Source organism: Microbacterium sp. WCS2018Hpa-9 (genome assembly GCF_031843745.1).
GTDB lineage: Bacteria > Actinomycetota > Actinomycetes > Actinomycetales > Microbacteriaceae > Microbacterium.
This window is the reverse complement of record NZ_JAVTIY010000001.1, coordinates 480,629-504,272: the sequence shown is the minus strand read 5'-3', so window position 1 is coordinate 504,272 and position 23,644 is coordinate 480,629. Positions and strand designations below refer to the sequence as shown.

Genomic DNA, 23,644 nt, shown 5'->3' with positions numbered 1-23,644 from the left:
CTGTGCCGACGATCCTGACTGCACCCTGTCGAGGAGGATCAGATGGCTGTGGACGACACTCGGAACCGGCTCCCGTTGATCGGGCATGCGCGTGGCAAGCGCTCGTCGGTCACCTGCGAACTCAAGTGCGCGAACGCGTGTCTGGGGCCGGAATGCAACACGTCGTCGAACGACGACTTCCGTTCGATCGCATCCGCGGTCTTCTCGCGGCGCGCGCTGTTCGGTCTGGGGGCGGCCGCAGCCGTGGCGATCGCGGTCGGAGCGGACCGCTCAGCGCCCGTGTCGGCACCGGCGGCGGCCGGAGCCGGGTCGGTCGGACTCGGAAAGCCGGGGACTGCCGGGCTCTCCTTCACCGCCATCGCCCCGGTCTCCGCAGACATCGACGCGCTCACGGTTCCTGAGGGATTCACCTGGGCGCCCCTGATCCGCTGGGGAGACCCGCTCTTCTCCACGACTCCGACCTTCGACCTCGCGGCCCAGTCGCCGCAGGCGCAGGCCGGTCAGTTCGGCTACAACAGCGACTATCTCGACATCGTCCCGGATCCGAGTGGCAAGACCGGGGTCCTGGTCAACAATCATGAATACGTGAACCCCGGCATCATGTTCCCGCCGACGACCGACCGGGCCGAGCTCCGTCGGCGAGGCGACGTCTACAAGGCGGCCCAGGGGATGTCGGTGGTCGACATCCGTCGCCGACGCGTCGGCGACCCGTGGACCTACGTCGTCGACGGGCGCCGTAACCGACGCATCACCGTCGAGACGGTGTTCGAGCTGACGGGTCCTGCCGCGGGTTCGGATCTCGTCAAGACGGCGGCAGACCCGGAAGGCCGGTGGGTCCACGGAACTCTCGGGAACTGCGCCGGCGGGACCACTCCGTGGGGAACGATCCTCTCGGGCGAGGAGAACTTCAACGGATACTTCGCCTGGGCTGCCGACACGACCGAGCAGAGACGGTACAGCGCTTCGAGCACCACGACGACCTCCACGGGCTGGGAGTCGTATGACCCGCGCTTCAACGCCCATGACCCCGCTTTCGTGAACGAGCCGAACCGCTTCGGGTACATCGTCGAGATCGACCCGCAGGACCCGACCTCCACCCCGCGCAAGCATACGGCGATGGGGCGCTTCAAGCACGAGGGCGCGAATGTGCACGTCGCCTCCGACGGTCGCGTCGTCGCATACATGGGTGATGACGAGCGCAACGACTACCTGTACAAGTTCGTCTCGAAGAACCGCATCTCGGGTTCCCGCAAGAAGAACCTCTCCCTTTTGAGCGAGGGCGACATCTACGTGGCGAAGTTCGCAGGCAACTCTCCGGCGACGGAGATCACCGGATCAGGTGCACTGCCTGCGGACGGCGCGTTCGACGGCACAGGGACTTGGATTGCTCTCACGCGGAACGGCCGAAGCGCGGTCCCCGGCTTCACGACGGAGCAGGTGCTCGTCTACACGCGACTTGCCGCGGATGCTGTCGGCGCGACGAAGATGGATCGCCCTGAGGACGTGCAACCGAGCCCGACCAGCGGCAAGGTCTACGTCGCGCTGACCAACAACTCCAGCCGCACGGCCGTCGACGAAGCGAACCCGGTGACGGGAAACCGCTACGGTCACGTGCTGGAACTCACCGAGACGAAGGGCCACAGCGGGACCTCGTTCGGCTGGAGCGTCCTGCTGCTGTGCGGTGACCCTGGGACGTTCGACAACGCGTACTTCGCCGGGTTCCCCAAGGAATCGGTCTCGCCCATCTCCTGTCCCGACAATCTGGCCTTCGACTCCGCGGGGGATCTCTGGATCTCGACCGACGGCGCTCCGAGCACCATCGGCCTCGCTGACGGTCTCTTCAAGGTGCCCCTCACCGGACCCGAACGCGGACACGTGCAGCAGTTCCTCGCGGTGCCGCGTGATGCCGAGACCTGCGGTCCCGTGATCCATGACAAGGAGGGGCTCGTCTTCGTCGCCGTGCAGCACCCGGGGGAGGATGGGACGTTCGATGCGCCGAACTCCCTGTTCCCCGATTACGGCTCGGACGCGCCCGGTGATGTTCCGAACGCGCCGCGTCCCGCCGTCGTGCAGGCCTACCGTCGTTGACCCCGGAGGCGGTCGCCGCTCAACCGCGAGGGGCGGCGACGGCACGAGCTGCCACGCGCTCGGCGAAGCGGCTCGCGTCGACGTCGTGTCCGAGAATCCGCTCCGCCGCGCGGTGACCTGAGTAGAAGGCCGCACCCACGGTCGCCGGCTCGTCGCCCCAGGTCGCTTCGCCGGCGAAATGCAGCACTCCGTCGACAGGCCCCGCGAGCTCGTCATGATCGTGGTGGGACGAGCCGAGCGCGAGATGCGAGTAAGAGCCGTTCGAGAACGCGTCGTGCCCCCAGCGGGTGATCCAGTGAGCGATCGGCTCGCCGACGGCATCGGGGTAGAGCACGCGAAGAGCGCCGACGACATCCGCGACGATCTCGTCATCGGACAGCTCCTGCATCCTGCGGCCGAACGGACCGGCTGCGAACGTCAGCAATGTGGGACGCCCGCTCACGGCAGACACGTCGTACCAGGAGTGCCAATGCTCGCCGGCCTCGCCGAGGGCTCGCACGACATAGCTGTCCTCGTTCCAGAAGCGTTCCGGGAACTGGATGAAGACCTTGTTGAACACCCCCATGCCCAGTCGGGCGATCGGCCCAGCGACAGCGTCGGGCAGGGGAGGGGTGAAGTCGATCGACCCCGCCTTGAGCACGCCCAGCGGCACGGTGACCAGCGCACTCCGCGCGGAGAACTCACCGTTGTCGGTCGATACCGTGACTCCGGCATCCGTGCGTGCGATTCGGGTTACTACGTGACCCAGGCGGATGTCGAGCTCGGCGGCGATGCGCCGGGGAAGCTCGTCGTAGCCGTGCGGGAAGATGACCTCGTCGCCGTCGATCGCGTCCTCGTCCAGCCCGTGCGCATCGAGGTCGCCGATCCATGCTCCGCACTGCTCTTCGACGCGATGACGGAAGAACTCCCTGATCTCGTCGATGCGCTCAGGATCGAAGCCGGTGCGGTCGAGCGCGCGCTCGGTGACATCGAGATAGGTGTCACCGGGGGACGACCGCTCGATCTCCTCGACAAGCAGACGATCGGCCTCCTCGACGTCGGAGACCCACTGAGAGGTGCGCGCGGCATCCATCGGCCTGCCGTCGCCGTCGAAATTCTCGATCGGCCGCCCTCCGGCCTGGAAGCTGCCGACGGTGTACTCGAGCGTCGGGATCCCGAGCGTCTGCACGAGGTCCCACAGTTCGGAGCTCTCGATGCCGTGCACCCACGACGCGCCGAGATCGACGGGGAAGCCTGCAGTGCGATCGGTGTGCATCCGGCCGCCGACGCGATCCCTCGCCTCGAGGACGACGACGTCCGCTCCGGCGTCGGCGAGCATGCGAGCCGCCGTCACCCCGGACATCCCTGCCCCGATCACGATCGTGTCGTACGTCGTCACTGAGTCCTCCTGCGCGCTCGGCACCGCGTCGGTGCGGCCGCCTTCGTGGCGACAGGCGGTGGGCACAGGGTATCGTGGTACGGATGTCGCGCGTGCACACCCGCGCGACGAGAGCTGAATAGGGAGTCGTCATGGATATCGAACTGAGTCTGCTGCGTGGGATCGAGAAGGAGAAGGCGATCCCCTTCGATGAGCTGGTCTCGATCATCGAACAGGCCATCCTGACCGCCTACTCCAAGCATGTCTCCGCAGACGGAGCCACTCCCGAGGGCGTCCGCGTCGACCTCGATCGTCGCACCGGGCACGTCGCCGTGCTGCAGGTCGTCAAGGACGAAGAGGGCGCGATCATCGGCGAAGAGGATGCCACGCCGGATGACTTCGGCCGGATCGCCGCCTTCGCCGCGAAGCAGGTCATCAGCCAGCGTCTGCGCGACATCGCGGATGACGTCGTGCTCGGCGACTTCAAGGACAAGGAAGGCGACATCGTCGCCGGCGTGATCCAGCAGGGGCCGAACCCCCGCATGATCCATGTCGACCTCGGAGCCGTCGAGGCGATCCTCCCTCCTGAGGAGCAGGTGCCGGGCGAGGAGTACACCCACGGGTCGCGCCTTCGCGTGTACGTGACCAGCGTCGCGAAGGGCCTCAAGGGGCCGCAGATCACCGTCTCGCGCACGCACCCCGGTCTCGTCCGCAAGCTGTTCGCCCTCGAGGTGCCTGAGATCGCCGCAGGTCTCGTCGAGATCGTGTCGCTGGCCCGCGAGGCCGGACACCGCACGAAGATCGCCGTCCGGGCCAACGACCCGGCGATCAACGCCAAGGGCGCCTGCATCGGAGAGATGGGGCGCCGTGTGCGCGCCGTCACCGAGGAGCTCGCAGGCGAGAAGATCGACATCGTCGATCACGATCCGGAGCTCGCCGCCTTCGTCGCGAACGCCCTGTCGCCCGCCAAGGTGACCAGCGCGTTCATCCTCGACGCGAACACCAGGGCCGTGCGTGCACTGGTGCCCGACTATCAGCTCTCCCTCGCCATCGGCAAGGAGGGTCAGAACGCTCGTCTGGCTGCGAAGCTCACCGGCGCGAAGATCGACATCCAGCCCGACAGCGTCCTGGACTGACCCCTCCTCACGTCCGACTCGCGCCCGTCGCGTGAGTCGGACGGGAACACAGGTGTAAGATGGAACCCGTACGAACGTGCGTCGGCTGTCGCACGCGTGCTCCCCGCGCCGCTCTTCTCAGAGTGGTGTCCCAGAACGACATCCTCATCATCGATGAGAGAAGCGTTCTGCCAGGGCGAGGCGCGTGGGTGCATCCGACACCGGAATGCATGGATGCCGCCCTGCGGCGCCGAGCTTTCGGCCGAGCACTTCGCGTATCCGGCAATCTGGATACGCGGATCATCGAACAATACCCACCAAGAAACAAAGGCTGAACGGCTATGGAAACAAAGTGAACGGCTCGAAATGAGACCCGTCCGCGACTAGTGGTCTGCCCTGTCTGGGTGGACCGACCCCAGACAGGAGAATTGTGGCTGGTAAACCACGCGTACACGAGATCGCCGCCGAACTCGGCGTCGACAGCAAGATCGCACTTGCAAAGCTCAAGGAACTCGGAGAGTTCGTCAAGAGCCCCTCTTCGACCATCGAACCGCCGGTGGCGCGCAAGCTTCGCGCTGCCATCGAATCGGACGCCTCACTGAAGGCATCCGCTGACACGGCTCCCGCTGCGGCCAAGACCGGTGCTGCGAAGCCCGGTGCAGCAAAGCCCGGTGCAGCAAAGCCCGGTGCCTCAAATCCCGGTGCAGCGAAGACCGATGCAGCAACCCCCGGTGCTGCCAAGGCCGGTGCTGCCAAGACCGGCGGACCGACTCCCGGGCCCAAGCCCGGACCCAAGCCGGCCCCCGCGCCGGAAGAGCCCGTCGCCGCTCCGGCTCCTGAGGCTCCCGCCCCGGCCACGGAGGCTCCGGCCGAGACCGCTGCTTCGGCAGAGGCCACGTCCGACTTCGCTGCGTCCAAGTCGAACGACGGCGGCGCACCGAAGCCCGGCGCACCGCGTCCGGGCAACAACCCGTTCTCGTCGGCGCAGGGCATGGGCCAGCGTCCGGCAGGTCCGCGCCCAGGTAACAACCCCTTCGCCTCGGCGCAGGGCATGGGCCAGCGGCCGAGTCCGACGCCAGGCAACATCCCGCGTCCGCAGGCTCCGCGTCCCGGCGCCCCGCGTCCGGGTGCACCTCGTCCCGGTTCCCCCCGTCCCGGCGCTCCGCGCGGCGGTCAGGGTGGTCGTCCCGGTGGTGCGCCGTTCCAGCAGCGTCCCGGCGGCCCCGGTCGTCCCGGCGGTGCCGGTGGACCCGGTGCCGGTCCCGGCGCACGTCCCGGCGGTGGCTTCGCAGGTCGCCCCGGTGGTGGCGGCGGTCGCGGTCGTGGTCCTGGTGGAGGTACCGCAGGTGCCTTCGGTAAGGGCGGCGGCAAGAGCAAGCAGCGCAAGTCGCGGCGGGCGAAGCGGCAAGAGTTCGAGATGCGGAGCGCCCCGGTCGTCGGTGGCGTCAACGTCACCCGCGGCAACGGCGAGATCATCCGCATGCGCCGTGGTGCGTCGATCGCGGACTTCGCCGACAAGATCGAGACGCTGACCGGCTACACGGTTCAGCCCGGAACCCTCGTGACGATCCTCTTCAACCTCGGCGAGATGGCAACGGCCACCGAGTCGCTGGATGAGGCGACGTTCGAGGTCCTGGGTGCCGAGCTCGGTTACAAGATCCAGATGGTCTCGCCCGAGGACGAAGACAAGGAGCTCCTCGAGGGCTTCGGTCTCAACCTCGCGCAGGAGCTCGAGGAGGAGAGCGAGGACGACCTCGAGATCCGTCCTCCCGTCGTCACGGTCATGGGTCACGTCGACCACGGTAAGACCCGACTGCTCGACGCCATCCGCCAGACCAACGTCATCGACGGTGAGGCCGGCGGAATCACGCAGCACATCGGTGCGTACCAGGTGTGGACGGAGCACGAAGGCTTCGAACGAGCCATCACCTTCATCGACACCCCGGGTCACGAGGCGTTCACCGCCATGCGTGCTCGTGGAGCGCAGGTCACAGACCTCGCGATCCTCGTGGTCGCAGCCGACGACGGCATCATGCCGCAGACGGTCGAGGCGCTGAACCACGCCCAGGCGGCGAACGTGCCGATCGTGGTCGCGGTGAACAAGGTCGACAAGCCCGACGCCAACCCGGCCAAGGTTCGTCAGCAGCTCACCGAGTACGGTCTGGTCGCAGAGGAGTATGGCGGAGACGTCATGTTTGTCGACGTCTCGGCTCGGGCGAACACCGGCATCCAGGAACTCCTGGACGCTGTGCTGCTCACGGCTGACGCGGGTCTCGACCTCACGGCCAACCCGAACAAGGCCGCTCGCGGTGTCGCCATCGAGGCGAAGCTCGACAAGGGCCGCGGATCCATCGCCACGGTGCTGATCCAGTCCGGAACGCTTCGGATCGGTGACGCGATCGTCGCAGGAACGGCTTACGGTCGTGTGCGTGCGATGGCAGACGAGAACGGCGAGCAGGTCCTCGAGGCCTACCCGTCGCGTCCGGTGCAGGTGCAGGGTCTGAACTCGGTGCCGCGTGCAGGCGATGTCTTCATCGTCACCGAAGAAGACCGCATGGCCCGCCAGATCGCTGAGAAGCGTGAAGCAGTCGAGCGCAACGCCCAGCTGGCCAAGGCCCGCAAGCGCATCTCGCTCGAGGACTTCACCCGTGCTCTCGAAGAGGGCAAGGTCGAGTCGCTCAACCTCATCATCAAGGGTGACGTCTCCGGTGCCGTCGAGGCACTCGAGGAGTCGCTGCTCAAGATCGAGGTCGATGACTCGGTGCAGCTCCGCATCATCCACCGCGGTGTCGGTGCGATCACGGAGTCCGACGTCAACCTCGCGACGATCGACAACGCGATCATCGTGGGCTTCAACGTCCGCCCCGACACGAAGGCGCGCGAGCGTGCTCAGCGTGAGGGTGTGGACATCCGGTTCTACTCGGTGATCTACAACGCGATCGACGAGGTCGAGAGCTCGCTCAAGGGCATGCTCAAGCCGGAGTACGAAGAGGTCCAGTCGGGTGTCGCCGAGATCCGCGAGGTGTTCCGCTCCTCGAAGTTCGGCAACATCGCCGGTGTCATCGTGCGATCGGGAACGATCACGCGAAACGCCAAGGCTCGCGTCATCCGCGACGGTGTGGTCATCGCCGATGGCCTCGCCATCGAGTCGCTGCGTCGCTTCAAGGACGACGTCACCGAGGTGCGTACGGACTACGAGGCCGGTATCGGCCTCGGCAAGTTCAACGACATCCAGATCGGTGACGAGATCGAGACGACAGAACTGATCGAGAAGCCTCGCGGCTGATCGAGTTCGATATCTTCGGGCGAGGGTGCGTGATGCACCCTCGCCCGAAGAGCACGTAGAGGGAGAGAACAATGGCTGGTGAACGACAGGCCCGTCTGGCCGATCGCATTCGAGTGATCCTTGCAGAGCGGCTCGAGAAGGGGTTGCGAGACCCGCGCCTCGGCTTCGTCACGATCACGGACGTCCGTGTCACTGGTGACCTGCAGCACGCCTCGGTCTTCTACACGGTCCTCGGCACCGAAGAGGAGCGTCTCTCCAGCGGCGAGGCTTTGACCTCCGCCACCGGAATGCTGCGCAGCGAGGTCGGGAAGCAGCTCAGCACGCGCCTTGTGCCGACGCTCGAGTTCATCCCCGACGCTCTGCCGGAGAACGCCGATCACATCTCGGCTCTCCTCCGCGAAGCGCAGCAGCGCGACGCCGAGGTGGCGAAGCTCGCATCGTCCGCATCGCACGCGGGCGACGCAGACCCGTACCTCCGCGAAGACGACGACGACACGAAGTCCTGAATATCGGCGCCCTCGTCTGGGCGTCGGAGTGTCTTGATAACCTCAGCTCAACGGGCGATCGCCCGCGGGGACTGGGGGGTTCGGCATCGATTTTTCGCGCGCGCACGGGGCGACCTCGGTCGCACCCGCGGTCGTCGAGGAGATCCTCGATGACCTTCTCGAGCATGGTCTGAGCTGCGCGCCGCATGTCGCGGCGCGACTCGCGTTCGAGCTGTCAGAAGATCCGCAGACGATCCTGGCGGTCGCGGCTCGACTCGACACTGATCAGCGGCACGGTCTCAGGGCGCTCCCGTCGCCGCTGCCGATGGTGCCATCGGTCGAGGCGCTGTTCGCTCAGCTTGAGCTCGATGATCGAGACCGTGAGGTCCTGGTCGCCGTGTCTCTGCGGCTCGACGACAGGCTCGACCCGCTGGTGGATTTCGCGGGACGGTCGGCCGCAGAACTCGCCGGTGGTCCGCTCGGAGCGCTTCTCGACATCCACGCGGGCCGAGTCCGCCTCGCGGACCCTCGGCTGGCGATCTGGTTGCGCGCGACGACGGCGTCTTCGTCGGCCGCCGCGGTGCATTCGAGACTGCACCGACTCTTCGACGCACGCGGCGAGCGGGTCGATGCCGACTGGCACGGCGCTCGTGCGGCTATGCACGGCGAACCGGTGACCGCCGGCGAGCTCACGCGCATCGCGAGGGAGCATTCGGAGGCGGGACTCAGCGAGCGTGCCTTCCACCTCGCGGCAGAGGCGGCCGCGCACTCGAGCGGGATCGAGCGGGATGAGGCCACTCTCGTCGCCGGTGTCGCGGCGATCGCCGCGGGGTACGCGGTCGAGGCGGCGCGACGACTGGGGAGTCTGTTTCCCGGTGGTGACGAGCTCTATCGTCTGCAGGGTCTCGGCGGGTTGCTCGTCGCCGAGGCGCATCTCCGCGGGGCCGTGCCTGAGGTCGACACGAGCGTCATCCAGCCACGCGTCGATGATGCCGACCACTGGTATTCGTGGGCTCGGGCCTCGGCCTTCGCGGCGATGCTGTGCGCCGAGCGGGGCGACCGCCGGGGGATGCGGCCGTGGCTCGACGCTCTCAGAAAGGCGAGCGCGCGCGTCGGGGCCGATCGAGAACTTCGAGACCCGGTCGTCGCGCTCGCCTGGCTCGTGATCGGCGACGGCGACAGGGACGATGTGCGCGGCGCAGGTCCGCTCACCGGAAGCATGTTCCGGGCCCTGCGAGCGGCTGTCGACGGAGACGTCGACAGGGGCCTCAGCCTGCTCGCCGCGGGCGACTCGGCGGTCGGTGTCGAAGTCGACCCGTTCGTCGCGGGCTTCGAGCTCAGTCCGCTCGTCGCGGCGTATCGGGCGGTCGCCGAAGTCCTGCTTCTGATGTGGCGGGGAGACATCGGCGCTGCGCGCGACCGGATGCTGCGCGCAGCTCTCGAGCTGCCCGTCGCTGTGCCGTTCGCCGGACTCGGCGTCGTCATCGCCCGACGTCTCGATCTTGCGGTTCTCGGTCATCTCGGGCCGTTCGCGAAGGCTCTCACAGCCGCTCTTCCCGCCCCTGGGCGCATCGATCAGCTCGTGGATCGTGGCATCGAGGCATTCCTGGCGGGCAACTCAGCCGAGGCTGCGGCGTGCATGCGTCTCTGGAGAGACCGCGGAGCTCCGCAGCCGACGCTGTCTGTTCCCGGGCTCGAGGAGGCGATCGTCGTCACGCATGGCGCATCGTGGCGTCCGCACCGGATCGAGCCGCCCGAGATCGCTCTCGCCCAGCGACTGCGGGTGCAGATCACCAGCTGCTCGGATGACGAATGGCGTGTCGAGCGTCCACTGGTCGTCGCCGCCGCGCGCAGCCTGACCTCGCCTTTCTCGCGCGGGAGAGTCGAGGCGATGATCGGCACGAGGTCACTGATCAAGGGCGACCTCACCATCGGCAGAGAGCATCTGACGATGGCGAGGAACCTCCTCGAGGTCTCCGGTGCGACCGCATGGGCGAAGGCGATCGCGGTGCGTCTCGAGCGGGTGGAGATCGCAGACGGCGCCGCCACCGGAGACCCGCTCTCATCGTGCCGCCGAGTCTGGGAATCGATGCTCACCGCTCGAGAGTTGGAGGTCGCGATGCTTGCGGTCGGCGGAGCCCCGAACCGCGACATCGCCGACTCGCTGCACGTGTCGGTGCGCACGGTGGAAGTTCATCTGGGCCGGGTCTTCGCGAAGCTCGAGGTCAGGACCCGCGTAGAGCTCACCGTGCTGGCCCATCGCATTGGGCAGTTCGTCTGACTCTCGGAGTCAGCGGGGGAGCGACAGCATCTCGCCATCAGCCTCGGCGAGGCCGTCGGCGATGAGCGAGTCGATCGCACGGTCGCGCTGAAGAGGATCCGGCCACTCGGCGAGCACGGAGTCGATCAGCACAGGGTCGGGTGCGGCGTCTCGCAGGATCCGCAGCACGGCTCCTCTCGTCTGCCGGTCAGAGCCCTCGAAGGTCGCTTGGCGTCTCCGGGTGTCACCGGTGTCCGGTCGCCCCGCGGCCACCCACGCGCATACGCCGACCAGAGGGCACACGTCGCAGCGCGGCGACCGCGCCGTGCACACGGTCGCGCCCAGCTCCATCGCCGCCGCGTTGAACACGGCGGAATCGACGACATCCGCGGGGAGCAGCGAATCCATGAGCTCCAGATCGCGGCGCGAGGGCGGCCCCGGCTGCGCCTGACCGAGGATCGCGCGCGCCATCACGCGACGTGTGTTCGTGTCGACGACGGGGTGTCGGTCGCCGTAGGCGAAGACGGCCACCGCTCTGGCGGTGTAGTCGCCGATGCCTGAGAGCTTCAGCAGCGCGTCCACGTCGTTGGGAACGATGCCCCCGTGTCGCTCTGTGATCTCGACCGCGGCGCGGTGCAGCCACAGCGCGCGGCGGGGATAGCCGAGGTTGGCCCATTGCTGCAGCACCTCGGCGGTCGTGGCGGCAGTCATCGCCGAGGGGGTAGGCCACCTGTCGAGCCAGGCCTCGAGGTGCGGTATCACCCGGTTCACGGGAGTCTGCTGCAGCATGAACTCGCTGACCAGCGTGCCCCAGGCGCCGAAGTCCTCGTGGAATCGCTGGCGCCTCCACGGCAGATCGCGTGCGGCGCCTCGATACCAGTCCGCGAGAGGCAGCGACACCTCGGCGGCGGCGGGAAGCGATGGCGAAGGCACCTCGACAGCCTAGGCGAACCGGGATCCCGTCCGAGGGTCGAGGGCCGGCGTGGGCGCGAGCGAGGGAGGACGTGCGGTAGAGCGTTCGGACGCATCGTAGGCTTGAGAGATGGTCTCGCCCGGCATCCTCCTCGTCGACAAACCAGCTGGACTGACCAGCCACGACGTCGTCGCACGCACCAGGCGTGCGCTCGGCACCCGCAAGGTCGGGCACGCCGGAACGCTCGACCCCATGGCCACCGGTCTGCTCGTGATCGGCGTCGAGGGTGCGACGCGACTGCTCACCTACATCGTGGGAGCCGACAAGACCTACGAGGCCACGATCCGACTCGGGCAGACGACGGGCACGGATGACGCCGATGGTGAGATCCTGACGCGGGCCTCTGCCGAGTCGTGGGGTTCGGTGACCCCCGAGCGGGTGTCCGCCGGGATCGGTGCGCTCACCGGTGCGATCTCGCAGGTGCCGAGTTCGGTGTCGGCGATCAAGGTCGACGGACGCCGCGCCTACGACCGCGTGCGCGCAGGGGAAGAGGTCGTGCTCGCGGCTCGCGATGTCACGGTCTCACGCTTCGAGCTCATCGCCGAGCGTTCCGGTGACGGGTTCCTGGATCTCGACGTCGTCGTCGACTGCTCGTCCGGCACCTACATCCGCTCGCTCGCTCGTGACCTGGGTGCCGCGCTCGGGGTCGGCGGGCACCTCACGGCGCTGCGGCGCTCGCGCGTCGGCGACTTCGACGTCGCGGATGCCGTGACCGTCGACGATGTCGTGGAGACGGCGCTGCTGACCCCGGCCGCCGCGGCAGCGAGGGTTCTCGATCCGCTGTCGGTGTCGACTGCGGAAGCGAGAGATCTGCGCCACGGCAAGAGGCTCGTGGGACAGGCCGATCGACTGACCGGCTCTCTTGCGGCTGCGATCGACGAGGAGGGCGTCCTCGTCGGCGTCGTCGAGAGGCGTGGCGCTGATCTCAAGAGCGCCATGAACATGCCGGAGGCAGCCAGATGATCCTCTGGCTGACCATCGCTCAGGTCGCGGTCGCGACCGTGGCGGGGCTGTTCTGCGTCGCACTCGGTCTGGCGGGCCGGCGTCCGAGCGACTACACCGTCGGAGCGCTCGCTTTGGTCGAGCTGCTCCTCGTGGTCCAGGTGGTGGTCGCGATCGTGGCGCCCCTGGCCGGCAACCCTCCGACCGGCGACCTGCTCGAGTACTGGGTCTATCTGGTCTCGGCGGTGCTGCTGCCGATAGGCGCCGTGCTGTGGGCGTTGATGGAGAGAAGCCGCTGGAGCACGGTGATCCTCGGTGTGGCTGCGTTCGCCGTCGCGATCATGGTGTGGCGCATGCACGTCATCTGGACCATTCAGGTGGCCTGAGCGGGTCGGGCGCGCATCCGCGTCTTCCCGCCCGGATCTAGAATGGAGGACGCTATGACCACCGTTCCCACCTCCCGCATGACCGGCATCGGCCGTGTCCTCGTGATCGTCTATGCCGTGATGGCGCTGGCGGCGACCGGTCGAAGCTTCGTGCAGATCTTCCGACAGTTCGACGAGGCGCCTCTGGCCTACTCCCTCTCGGCACTCGCGGCTGTCGTGTACATCCTCGCCACGTTGGCCCTGGTTCTCGCGAGTCGACGCGGCTGGTACGCGGTGGCGTGGGTGGCGATCGTCTTCGAGCTCGCCGGAGTCCTGGTGGTCGGCGCGCTGAGCATCTTCTTCCCCGAGCTGTTCCCGCACGACACCGTCTGGTCGATGTTCGGGCGAGGGTATCTGTTCATCCCGCTCGTGCTGCCGATCTTCGGCATCTGGTGGCTGCGCACCCACAGGCCGACCCCCGAGGCTCAGCCTGCTCTCCACGCCGAGGCCAGCGCATGATCGTCTTCCGCGACCCGAGCGATGTGCCCGACGGCTTCGGCCCCTCCGCGGTGGCCATCGGCAAGTTCGACGGCGTGCACGCCGGCCACCGAGCGGTGATCCGGCGTCTGAAGGAGATCGCGGCGCAGTCGGGAGTCCGCGCCGTCGCCGTCACGTTCGACCGCAACCCGCTCGCCGTGCTTCGACCGGACCGCTGCCCCGAGAACGTGGTCACGGTCGAGCGCAAGCTGGAGCTGCTGGGCGAACTCGAGCTCGACGCCACGCTGCTTCTGACCTTCGACGCCGAACTCGCGGCGCGCAGCGCCGAAGACTTCGTGGCCAGCATCCTGACCGGGGCACTGCACGTGTCCACGGTCCTCGTGGGCAGGGACTTCCGGTTCGGTCGGGGCGGAGCAGGAGACCCTGAGCTTCTCAGACAGCTCGGGCCGAGGTACGGATTCGCGGTCGAGGTCGTCGACGACGTGTTCCTCGACGGATCCGACCGTCGCGTCTCGTCGACGTGGATCCGTGAACTGCTGATGGCCGGCGACGTCACCGCCGCCGCCCGCGTGCTCGACCGCAACGTCGACGTGCGCGGCGAGGTCGTGCACGGACTCAAGCGCGGACGGGAACTCGGTTTCCCCACCGCGAATCTGTCGGCATCCGTCGACTCGTTCGTCCCTGCCGACGGGGTGTACGCGGGATGGCTCGTCGACCACGAGACGGGGCTCAGGCACCGGGCAGCGATCTCGGTGGGCACCAACCCCACTTTCGACGACGTGCTCGAGCGTCAGGTCGAGGCGCACGTGATCGGCGAGACCGATCTCGACCTGTACGGCCACGACGTGACCGTCGAATTCGTCGAGCGTCTGCGCGGCATGGTCGCGTTCGAGGGGATCGAGAAGCTGAAGGCGCAGATGGCCACCGACGTGACGGATGCCGAGAGCGTGCTCTCGCGCCGCTCCAGCTGAACTCCACTCGAACTCTGCGTGTCCTGATCTGCGTCGCTCAGGTGGCATGGCATAGAATGTGTCTCGGTGGTCCTTGATCCTCGCGCGTCATTCGCTCGTAGACGATCACCGGAATTACTGTTCGTACGGTCCTGGCTCACGCCACACGCGGACACCGAGAACGGCCGATGCATCCACGGATGCTCCGGCCTTCACGCTCAGGAGGAGCATGCCGACCACGGCAACCGCCGCAACACGGCGCAAGAAGACGTCTCGTCGCGATGATGAGGCACCCCTCATCCCGATCCTCGCCCGCAAGGTGCGTGAGATCGAGGCGAAGTCGCAGCGAGGAAAGCTCGGGCCCACGAACCGGGTCAAGTTCCAGGTGATCGCGTTCCTGGTTCGCGAAGAGCGCGCGAGAGTCAAAGCCGATCCCGAGATCGTCGACGCCGCCCGCGCCGAGCTGCTCAAGCGGCTCGACGGTGTGGCCACGATCCTGGCGAAGACGGCAGCTCGCGACACTTCGCTGATCCAGCTTCTCGAAGCCGATCAGGCGACCTCACCGGTCGCGAAGCGCATGCGACGCGACTGGCTGCTCGAATCCGGAGCCGAACTGGCCCCCGAAGAGCTCATCATCGCCGACGTCGCCCCCGTGCACACGCCGATGGTGTCCGCCGGGATCGCAGAGCGCCAGGTGACTCCGCCGTCCCTCGAGGCGCGTCAGCTGGCGAACCCGTTCCTGGCGCCGGATCTCACCCCGCGCGCCACCACGACCCCGCGTCGACGCCTGGACGGCTGGGAGCTCATGGGTCCCCTGTACAAGGCGTTCGAGACCGGAGCCGGGGGAGGAGCCGCGAGCATGGACCTGCCGCCGGCCCCCGAGTACGACCACCTCTCGCCCAAGGGCCTCGAGGTGATGGTGCACCAGTCGCGCTTCCTCGAAGCGGTGCGCGAAGGACACAGGAGCTTCCTGCTCGCCGACGAGCCCGGACTCGGCAAGACCGCGCAGTCGGTGCTGGCCGCATCCGTCGCCGGCGCCTACCCGCTGCTCGTCGTCGTGCCCAACGTCGTCAAGATGAACTGGGCGCGAGAGGTCGAGCGATGGACTCCGCAGCGCAGGGCGACGGTGATCCAGGGTGATGGCACCGACATCGACGCGTTCGCCGACGTGTTCATCGTGAACTACGAGATCCTCGACCGTCACATGTCGTGGCTCGCGTCGATCGGTCTTCGGGGCATGGTCGTCGACGAGGCGCATTTCATCAAGAACCTCAGCTCTCAGCGTTCACAGAACGTCCTGTCGCTCGCGAACCGCGTGCGCGAGCGCACCCCTGGCGGCAACCCGCTGATGCTCGCGCTCACGGGCACACCGCTGATCAACGACGTCGAGGACTTCGATGCGATCTGGCGCTTCCTCGGCTGGACCACGGGTGAGAAGCCGGGGCCTGAGCTGATGGAGAAGCTCGACGCGACCGGCTTCACGCCTGCTGACAAGGCGTTCTACCCCGAGGCCCGCGAAGCGGTGATCTCGATGGGGATCGTCCGGCGCAAGAAGAAGGACGTCGCAGCCGATCTGCCCGACAAGCTCATCGCCGACCTCCCCGTGCAGCTGGACGACGAGTTCGGTCGCGGCATCCGTCAGGCCGAGCGCGAGTTGGGCGAGCGACTTTCCGCCCGCTACCGGCGGATCCTCGAGGCGCGAGGCGACCGCGGACTCGCGCCGGGCGAGATCGACCAGGACATCGTGCGTCTGGTCGCTCAGAACGAGCTCGAGGAGTCGAAGGCGGCAGGCACCGGCGGAGACAACGTCTTCACCATGGTGCGCCGCATCGGGCAGGCGAAGGCACATCTGGCCGCCGACTACGCAGCCCAGCTCCAGCGGTCGGTGGGCAAGGTCGTGTTCTTCGCGAAGCACATCGACGTGATGGATCAGGCCGAGGCTCACTTCGCCTCTGTCGGCATCCGGTCGGTCTCGATCCGAGGCGACCAGAACTCGACCGTCCGCCAGCAGGCGATCGACGATTTCAACAGCGACCCCACCGTGGGTATCGCGGTGTGCTCGTTGACCGCTGCCGGCGTCGGTCTCAACCTTCAGGCGGCGTCGAACGTGGTCTTGGCGGAGCTGTCGTGGACAGCGGCCGAGCAGACGCAGGCGATCGACCGGGTGCACCGCATCGGTCAGGACGAGCCGGTGACCGCCTGGCGGATCATCGCGGCGCACACGATCGACGCGAAGATCGCAGAGCTCATCGATCAGAAGCAGGGTCTCGCAGCACGTGCGCTCGACGGTGAAGCCCTCGACGAGGCTGCTGCCGAGCCCGTGCAGCTCGGCGCTCTCATGCATCTGCTCCGGGAGGCGCTCGGGGCCGCGTGACACGCGCTCACTACCAGGGAGGTCGGCGTTAAGAACTTTGGTTCTTGACGCCGATTTCTCGTATCACCCGACTAGTTCGCTCATTTCTCGCAAATCGTCGCGTAACTCCGGCAAGATCCCCGGTTTTCATCGTCCCGAATGGCGCCCGGTCGGTTCGGAGCGCTAGTGTCGATCGCAGGCACCGTCGCCTGTTCCCCCTTCCCCTGAACCGTCTGAGGCAAGCATGAAGATCGGCATTCTGACGAGCGGCGGCGACTGCCCCGGACTCAACGCGGTCATCCGCGGCATCGTGCTCAAGGGCACCACCACCTACGACCTCGAGTTCGTCGGCATCCGCGACGGCTGGCGAGGCGTGGTCGACGGCGACTTCTTCCCGCTCACCCGGCACGAGGTGAAGGGCCTGTCGAAGGTCGGCGGCACGATCCTGGGCACCAGCCGCACGAATCCTTATGAGGGCGAGCGCGGTGGCGCTGAGAACATCGCCAAGACGTTGTACGGGCACAAGATCGACGGCATCATCGCGATCGGCGGAGAAGGCACCCTCGCAGCGGCCGACCGCCTCGCCAAGGACGGCATCAACGTCATCGGTGTACCGAAGACGATCGACAACGACCTTCGCGCCACGGACTACTCCTTCGGTTTCGACACGGCCGTCAACATCGCCACGGACGCGATGGACCGTCTGCGCACCACGGGAGACTCCCACCAGCGCTGCATGGTCGCCGAGGTCATGGGTCGGCACGTCGGCTGGATCGCTCTGCATGCGGGCATGGCGGCGGGCGCGCACGCCATCTGCATCCCCGAGGTGCCGATGTCCATCGACGACATCACCGCACTCGTCTCCAGCGCACACGACCGCGGTCGCGCGCCGCTCGTCGTCGTTTCCGAGGGGTTCAAGCTGCTCGGGATGGACGAGGCCTACAGCGACAAGGGCCTCGACGCCTTCAACCGCCCTCGTCTCGGGGGTATCGGCGATCAGCTCGCACCCGCGATCGAGCGCATCACGGGCATCGAGACCCGCGCGACGATCCTCGGGCACATCCAGCGGGGCGGATCCCCGTCTGCGTTCGACCGTGTGCTCGCCACCCGCCTCGGGCTCCACGCGGCCGACGCGATCGTCGAGAAGGCATGGGGCCAGATGGTCGCGATGCAGGGCACCGACATCGTCCGCGTCCCGTTCGCAGAGGCGCTGGGAGAGCTGAACACGGTTCCCCGCAGCCGCTACGACGAGGCCGCAGCGCTCTTCGGCTGAGACCGGAGCAGGCGGTGCCGTCGGCATCCGCCTGCTCCCGGCACGCGTGAGCGCACCGGGTCAGCCCCGGTCACTCCGAGGCGAGGCCCACCGTGTCGAGGATCCAGGCGAGCTCGAAAGCGCGCTCCTTCCACGAGTTGTAGCGACCGCTGACACCGCCGTGACCGGCGACCATCTCGCACTTGAGCAGAGCGTCGGCCGCGCCGGCGACGCGCAGGGCGGCGATCCACTTCGCGGGCTCCACGTAGAGGACTCGGGTGTCGTTGAGCGAGGTCACCGCCAGGATCCGCGGATAGTCCACCCCGTCACGGACGTTCTCGTACGGCGAGTACGACTTCATGTACTCGTAGACATCGGCACCGTGCAGCGGGTCGCCCCACTCGTCCCACTCGATCACCGTCAGGGGGAGCGAGGGGTCGAGGATCGTCGTGAGCGCGTCGACGAAGGGCACAGCCGCCAGCACTCCGGCGAAGAGCTCGGGAGCGAGATTCGTCACCGCCCCCATGAGCAGCCCGCCGGCGCTTCCGCCCTCGGCGACGAGTCGCTCAGCAGACGTGACGCCCTGCTCGATGAGGTGCTCGGCGCACGCGACGAAGTCGGTGAAGGTGTTGCGCTTGTTCAGCAGCTTGCCGTCTTCGTACCACTGCCGGCCCATCTCACCGCCGCCGCGGACGTGCGCGACGGCGAAGACGATCCCTCGGTCGAGCTCTGAGAGCCGTGCGACCGAGAAGCCGGGATCGATCGAGTGCTCGTACGATCCGTAGCCGTAGAGGTGCACAGGTCGCGCCTCTGAGCCCGGCTCGCCGAAAGAGCGCTTCCAGACGAGCGAGATGGGCACCTGGGTGCCGTCCGATGCTGTCGCCCAGTCGCGCTTCTGGCCGTAGTCGAGGGGGTCGTACCCACCGAGCACGGTGACCTGCTTGCGCAGGTGGAGCTCGCGGGTGGCGAGGTCCAGCTCGTAGACGGTGCCCGGGGTCACGAACGAGGTGTAGCCGAGTCGGAGGAAGGGCGAGTGCCACTCCGGGTTGCCGCTGACGCCCGCTGAATACAGGGGCTCGTCGAAGGCGATGTCGTCCACCGCGTCCGTCGCGTAGTCGAGCAGCCCGACACGCTCGAGCCCCTCGCGGCGGTACTCCACCGTCGCGAAGTCGCGGAACGCATCCATCCCGAGCAGCCGGCGTCCTGGCTCATGCGCGAGCACCACGCGGCGATCGCTCTGCGGATCGGATGCCGGCACCGAGACGAGCTCGAAGTCCAGAGCGCCGTCGTTGTGCAGGATGTAGAGGCGGTCCTCGCCGTCGACCACGGCGTGCTCGAGCGAGTACTCGACGCCCTCGCGGCGAGGCCAGACGACCTGAGGTGCGGCGGTCAGGTCGCCCGCGAGATCGACGAGGTACTCCTCGCTGGTGATGCTCGATCCGACGGCGATCACGAGGTACTTGCGGCTGCGGGTGATGCCGGCGCCGAGCCAGTACTTCTCGTCGGGCTCGTGGAAGAGCTTCACATCGTCCGCGACCGGCGTGCCGAGGCGATGCAGCCACAGCGTGTCAGGGCGCCACGCGTCATCGCGTGTCGTGTAAAGGATCCCGGTGCCGTCGGGCGTGAAGAACGCGCCACCGGTGTCGGGGATCTCATCCGGGAGGGTCTCGCCGGTGCCGAGGTCGCGCACGTGCACCGTATAGAGCTCGTCCCCCTCGAAGTCCGTGGCCCAGAGCAGCTTCGTCGCATCGTCCGAGGTGTCGAAGGCGCCGAGGGAGAAGAACTCGTGCCCTTCGGCCTCGACGTTGCCGTCGAGCAGCACGGTCTCGCCCGGCACCGCCACGCCCGGTTCCAGCACCGGGGGAGTCCAGTCGTTCTCGGCGGCGGCGGTTCGGCAGTGGATGCCGTACTGCGCGCCCTCCTCGGTGCGGCTGTAGTACCACCAGTCGCCGCGCCGCGTGGGCACCGAGAGGTCGGTCTCCTGCACTCGGTCCTTGATCTCGTGGAACAGCGTCTCACGCAGATCCGCCAGATGGGTCAGCTGGTCCTCGGTGTGGGCGTTCTCGGCCTCGAGGTGTGCGATCACCTCGCTGGACTCCTTCTCGCGGAGCCACTCGTAGGGATCATCGAATGTGTCGCCGTGGTGCACGCGGAGAGTCGAGCGGCGGTCTGCGATCGGGGCATCAGTCACGAGTTCCACGCTAGCCCAGGTCGAGTTGACCGGTACCCGGCAGGGTGGGAGGATCTACCGGGGCCGGTTAACGGAAGTAAAACCCACGGTGAACTCTTCGTTCGTCACGTCGATCCCGTCGACACCTCTCCTTTCTTCCTCAACGACCGAAAGCGAACGGTGGAAACCGCAGCCCTCATCGTCGTGCTGGTTATCGCACTGGCACTCTTCTTCGACTTCACCAACGGGTTTCACGACACCGCCAACGCGATGGCCACGCCCATCGCGACAGGCGCGCTCAAGCCCAAGACAGCCGTTCTTCTCGCAGCGGTGCTGAACCTCGTCGGGGCGTTTCTCTCGACCGAGGTCTCCAAGACCGTGTCGCACGGGATCATCCGCGAGGACACCATCCAAGGCGACGTGTTCCTCCCGATGATCTTCGCCGGTCTCATCGGTGCGATCACCTGGAACATGCTGACCTGGCTGCTGGGTCTGCCCTCGAGCTCGTCCCACGCGCTCTTCGGCGGTCTCATCGGAGCCACGCTGGTCGGCGTCGGGGTCGGCGGCATCGACTTCGGCATGGTGCTGTCGAAGATCATCCTCCCGGCGCTCATCGCCCCGCTGACGGCCGGCATCATCGCGTTCGCCGCGACCAAGCTCGCCTACTCGATCACCCGGCGCTACGACGGCAGGCCCGACGGACGAGACGGCTTCCGCTGGGGTCAGATCTTCACGTCGTCGCTGGTGGCACTCGCGCACGGCACGAACGACGCCCAGAAGACGATGGGCGTGATCACCCTCGCGCTGATCACGGTCGGATGGCAGAGCAGCGAGCAGGCGGATCCCTATCTCTGGGTCATCATCGCCTGTGCGGTCACGATCGCCCTCGGCACGTATCTCGGCGGGTGGCGGATCATCCGCACGCTGGGCAAGGGGCTGACCGAGGTCAAGCCGGCACAGGGCTTCTCGGCGGAGAGCTCGACGGCCGCGACCATCCTCGCCTCCAGCGCCTTCGGCTTCGCGCTCTCGACCACCCAGGTGGCATCGGGTTCGGTCATCGGTTCGGGTCTCGGCCGCCGCGGCTCGACGGTTCGCTGGCGGACCGCCGGACGCATCGCCATCGGCTGGCTCCTCACGCTTCCGGCGGCAGGTGCCGTCGGTGCTCTCGCAGCCCTGCTCATCACGTGGCTCGGGCTCTGGGGCATCGCGATCGACACGGTCCTCGCGCTCGCCGTGATCATCGGTCTGTTCCTCCGCTCTCGCAAGGACGCCGTGACCTCTGCGAACGCGATGAGCGACGTCGCCGAGTCGGGGCTCGCGATCGAGCACCCCGACACGACGCCGCCCACGCGCAGGCAGCAGCGGATCATCGAGGCCAAGGCCGAGGCGAAGGCCCGCGCCGAGGCGCGAGAGCGGGCCAAGGCCCAGGCCAGGGCCGACGCGAAGTCGAAGGCTGCGGCGAAGGCCGCGAAGAAGGCGCCGAAGACGGGCGTCGTGACGAAGACGGACAGCCCGGAGAAGGCGAACAGCGAGGAGTCGAAGTGAGTGTCGGCATCGAATGGGGCGCATTCGTCCAGGTGTTCCTCGCGGCTCTGATCGGCGCCTGTGCCGTCGTGACGTTCTATGCGTTCGGCCTGCGGCTGCTGGTCCGCAGCGGACATGCGCCGGTCGTGAGTCCGGCGGAGTTCACCGACGCCATCACCGTGATCTCCGAGAAGGAGGTCAAGCGGGCGGCGAAGCAGGCCGCCAAAGCGGCGAAGAAGAGTCCGCTGACCGAGGCGCAGCGAGGCATCGCCCAGTACGGCGCCTACGGGTGTTTCGCGCTGTGCGCGGTGGCTGTGGTGGCTGGCATCCTGATCATCGTCGTCGGGCACTGACCACCGCGTCCGGCGTCGTCCGGACTCAGTTCAGGAGGCCGGCGACGAGGTCGTCGACGATCTCGTCGGTCGACGTGTCGGGGTCGATCGGAGAAGTCAGCCGGTCGAGGAGCAGCCCGTCGATCGCGTAGTGGAACAGCGCGATCTCGCGTCGGCCCCCGGGAAGACCGGCTGCCGTGTTGAACGCGACATCCGCATCGAACCCCGCTCGTTGCCAGGCGCCCAGGAGGGCGGCGACCTCGGGGCGTCGGCTGCTCTCGAGCCTCAGCTCGAACAGCGCCAGCGTGACATCGCGGTCGTCGGTCAGACGACGCACGATGTCTCTGACATAGTCGGCGAAGAGCTCCCTGCTCGGCTGCTCGGATGATCGGCGGGCGAGGTCGCGGGCGGTGGGGGCGAGACGTTCGCCGATCCGCTCGACGAGGCCCTCGACGAGGGCATCCCGACTGCGGAAGTAGTTCGACGTGGTGCCCACCGGCACGCCGGCCATGATGTCGACGGCGCGGTGAGTGAGCCCGCGGGAACCGTCCGTCGCCAGAACGGACAGCCCTGCGTCCGCGATGATCCGCCGCCTCGTCTCGTTCTTCGCCATCCGAGCACCCTACCGTGACTACTACAGCTGCCGTGGAGCCGTCATGGTCCGATGTCGCCGTGCGGCCTAGGCTGAGACCATGCCAGCGCCATCCAACAGCGAGTTCGTCTTCGGTCGCCACGAGCCCGCGACTCACGTCATCATCCACGTGAGCGACCCGCACTTCCTGGCGAACGGTGTGCGGCTCGGCGGACGCTATGACGTCGAGTCGAACTTCGCCCGCACTATCGAGGCGATCAGGGCCGTGCACCCGCATCCCGCGGCGATCGTCATCACCGGTGACCTGACGGATCTGGGGGAGCCGGACGCCTACCGGCGGCTCCGTCTCGCAGTGGAGCCCGTCGCACAGGAGCTGGGGGCGCCCATCGTGTGGGTGGCGGGCAACCACGACGAGCGCCCGGCGCTGCGAGAGGGGCTGCTCGACCTGCCCCCGACGCAGGAGCCGGTGACGGGAGTGTGGGACCTCGACGGGCTGCGGCTGATCGCGCTAGACACGAGCGTGCCGGGGTGGCATCACGGCGACCTGGACGCCGGCCAGCTGTCGTGGTTGGCAGAGGTCCTGCGCGAACCGGCGCCGCACGGCACTCTGCTCGCGATGCACCACCCTCCGCTGCCGAGCCATCTGCCGCTCTTCGACATCCTCGAGCTGAGGCACCAGCACGAACTGGCGGCGGTCATCCGCGACACCGACGTGCGCGGCATCCTCGCCGGCCACCTGCACTACTCCTCGCACGGCACCTTCGCGGGCGTTCCGGTCAGCGTGTCTTCGGCGACCTGCTACACGATGAACGTCGCGCGCCCGGCAGCCGACGTGAACGGCATGGATGCCGCGCAGGCCTTCCAGATCGTGCATGTGCGTCCTGAGACGATCACGCACACCGTGGTTCCGGTGACGGACGCGCCGACCGGCGATCACTTCTCGATGGCATGGCTCGAGAAGATGGCACTGCTCAGCCCCGACGAACGCCTCGAAGCCTTCTCGCGCAAACGCTGACCCGCCGTCGTATCCCCGGCGGCGCATGCACGCAGGCGTAGACTGGATGCATCCCCCGCACCACACACTCGCCACTACCCACAAGGA

19 protein-coding genes are annotated in these 23,644 nt (G+C 67.6%); 15 read left to right on the top strand and 4 right to left on the bottom strand.

From position 1 onward, the window contains the following. The first annotated feature begins 42 nt into the window (after positions 1–42). Positions 43–2,088, top strand: coding sequence for a PhoX family phosphatase (locus tag RQG82_RS02605; RefSeq protein WP_311257561.1), 2,046 nt, complete (start codon positions 43–45; stop codon positions 2,086–2,088). A 19-nt stretch (positions 2,089–2,107) separates the two neighbouring features. Here RQG82_RS02605 and RQG82_RS02600 read toward each other — a convergent pair whose 3' ends face one another. Then, on the bottom strand, positions 2,108–3,466 hold the full coding sequence (locus RQG82_RS02600; RefSeq protein WP_311257560.1) for an FAD-dependent oxidoreductase: 1,359 nt from the start codon (positions 3,464–3,466) through the stop codon (positions 2,108–2,110). A 131-nt stretch (positions 3,467–3,597) separates the two neighbouring features. Between RQG82_RS02600 and nusA the strand changes: the two genes are divergently transcribed. The 5 genes from nusA (at position 3,598) to RQG82_RS02575 (ending at position 10,612) form a co-directional block, all read left to right on the top strand. Continuing rightward, on the top strand, positions 3,598–4,581 hold the full coding sequence (gene nusA, locus RQG82_RS02595; protein WP_311257559.1) for a transcription termination factor NusA: 984 nt from the start codon (positions 3,598–3,600) through the stop codon (positions 4,579–4,581). Between the two features lie 59 nt (positions 4,582–4,640). Beyond that, positions 4,641–4,895, top strand: coding sequence for a YlxR family protein (locus RQG82_RS02590; protein ID WP_311257558.1), 255 nt, complete (start codon positions 4,641–4,643; stop codon positions 4,893–4,895). 95 nt (positions 4,896–4,990) lie between these two features. Beyond that, a complete protein-coding gene (gene infB / locus RQG82_RS02585) occupies positions 4,991–7,846 on the top strand; it encodes a translation initiation factor IF-2 (protein ID WP_311257557.1) in 2,856 nt (951 codons plus the stop codon). A 71-nt stretch (positions 7,847–7,917) separates the two neighbouring features. Next, positions 7,918–8,352, top strand: coding sequence for a 30S ribosome-binding factor RbfA (gene rbfA / locus RQG82_RS02580; protein ID WP_311257556.1), 435 nt, complete (start codon positions 7,918–7,920; stop codon positions 8,350–8,352). A 304-nt stretch (positions 8,353–8,656) separates the two neighbouring features. Continuing rightward, positions 8,657–10,612: a helix-turn-helix transcriptional regulator gene (locus RQG82_RS02575; RefSeq protein ID WP_311257555.1), complete on the top strand. Its 1,956-nt coding sequence runs from the start codon at positions 8,657–8,659 to the stop codon at positions 10,610–10,612. A 9-nt stretch (positions 10,613–10,621) separates the two neighbouring features. Here RQG82_RS02575 and RQG82_RS02570 read toward each other — a convergent pair whose 3' ends face one another. Then, complete coding sequence (locus RQG82_RS02570; protein WP_311257554.1) at positions 10,622–11,524, bottom strand: A/G-specific adenine glycosylase; 903 nt, start codon at positions 11,522–11,524, stop codon at positions 10,622–10,624. A gap of 109 nt (positions 11,525–11,633) precedes the next feature. Between RQG82_RS02570 and truB the strand changes: the two genes are divergently transcribed. From truB to RQG82_RS02540, 6 genes are all read left to right on the top strand, one after another. Further along, on the top strand, positions 11,634–12,527 hold the full coding sequence (gene truB / locus RQG82_RS02565; protein WP_311257553.1) for a tRNA pseudouridine(55) synthase TruB: 894 nt from the start codon (positions 11,634–11,636) through the stop codon (positions 12,525–12,527). Beyond that, positions 12,524–12,892 (top strand): hypothetical protein, encoded by a 369-nt coding sequence (locus RQG82_RS02560; RefSeq protein ID WP_311257552.1) that lies wholly within the window; start codon positions 12,524–12,526, stop codon positions 12,890–12,892. The genes truB and RQG82_RS02560 overlap by 4 nt, the downstream gene beginning before the upstream one ends. Before the next feature lie 54 nt (positions 12,893–12,946). Next, positions 12,947–13,390: a hypothetical protein gene (locus RQG82_RS02555; protein WP_311257551.1), complete on the top strand. Its 444-nt coding sequence runs from the start codon at positions 12,947–12,949 to the stop codon at positions 13,388–13,390. Continuing rightward, positions 13,387–14,340 (top strand): bifunctional riboflavin kinase/FAD synthetase, encoded by a 954-nt coding sequence (locus RQG82_RS02550; protein WP_311257550.1) that lies wholly within the window; start codon positions 13,387–13,389, stop codon positions 14,338–14,340. The genes RQG82_RS02555 and RQG82_RS02550 overlap by 4 nt, the downstream gene beginning before the upstream one ends. A 208-nt stretch (positions 14,341–14,548) precedes the next feature. Further along, positions 14,549–16,693, top strand: coding sequence for a DEAD/DEAH box helicase (locus RQG82_RS02545; protein WP_311257549.1), 2,145 nt, complete (start codon positions 14,549–14,551; stop codon positions 16,691–16,693). Positions 16,694–16,916: 223 nt separating this feature from the next. Next, positions 16,917–17,945, top strand: a complete 1,029-nt coding sequence (locus tag RQG82_RS02540) for an ATP-dependent 6-phosphofructokinase (protein ID WP_042541814.1) — start codon at positions 16,917–16,919, stop codon at positions 17,943–17,945. Positions 17,946–18,015: 70 nt separating this feature from the next. Here the strand turns inward: RQG82_RS02540 and RQG82_RS02535 are convergent, their stop codons facing one another. After that, positions 18,016–20,115 (bottom strand): S9 family peptidase, encoded by a 2,100-nt coding sequence (locus RQG82_RS02535; protein ID WP_311257548.1) that lies wholly within the window; start codon positions 20,113–20,115, stop codon positions 18,016–18,018. A gap of 159 nt (positions 20,116–20,274) precedes the next feature. Here RQG82_RS02535 and RQG82_RS02530 point away from each other — a divergent pair, with 159 nt between their 5' ends. Beyond that, positions 20,275–21,639 carry an inorganic phosphate transporter gene (locus tag RQG82_RS02530; protein ID WP_311257547.1) on the top strand — a complete coding sequence of 455 codons (1,365 nt, stop codon included), beginning with the start codon at positions 20,275–20,277 and terminating at the stop codon, positions 21,637–21,639. Then, on the top strand, positions 21,636–21,971 hold the full coding sequence (locus tag RQG82_RS02525) for a peptidase (RefSeq protein ID WP_311257546.1): 336 nt from the start codon (positions 21,636–21,638) through the stop codon (positions 21,969–21,971). The genes RQG82_RS02530 and RQG82_RS02525 overlap by 4 nt, the downstream gene beginning before the upstream one ends. A 25-nt stretch (positions 21,972–21,996) precedes the next feature. Here the strand turns inward: RQG82_RS02525 and RQG82_RS02520 are convergent, their stop codons facing one another. Next, positions 21,997–22,563 (bottom strand): TetR/AcrR family transcriptional regulator, encoded by a 567-nt coding sequence (locus tag RQG82_RS02520; RefSeq protein ID WP_311257545.1) that lies wholly within the window; start codon positions 22,561–22,563, stop codon positions 21,997–21,999. A gap of 79 nt (positions 22,564–22,642) precedes the next feature. On the opposite strand from RQG82_RS02520, the gene RQG82_RS02515 reads away from it, so the two are divergent. After that, on the top strand, positions 22,643–23,557 hold the full coding sequence (locus tag RQG82_RS02515; protein WP_311257544.1) for a phosphodiesterase: 915 nt from the start codon (positions 22,643–22,645) through the stop codon (positions 23,555–23,557). Positions 23,558–23,644 lie beyond the last annotated feature (87 nt).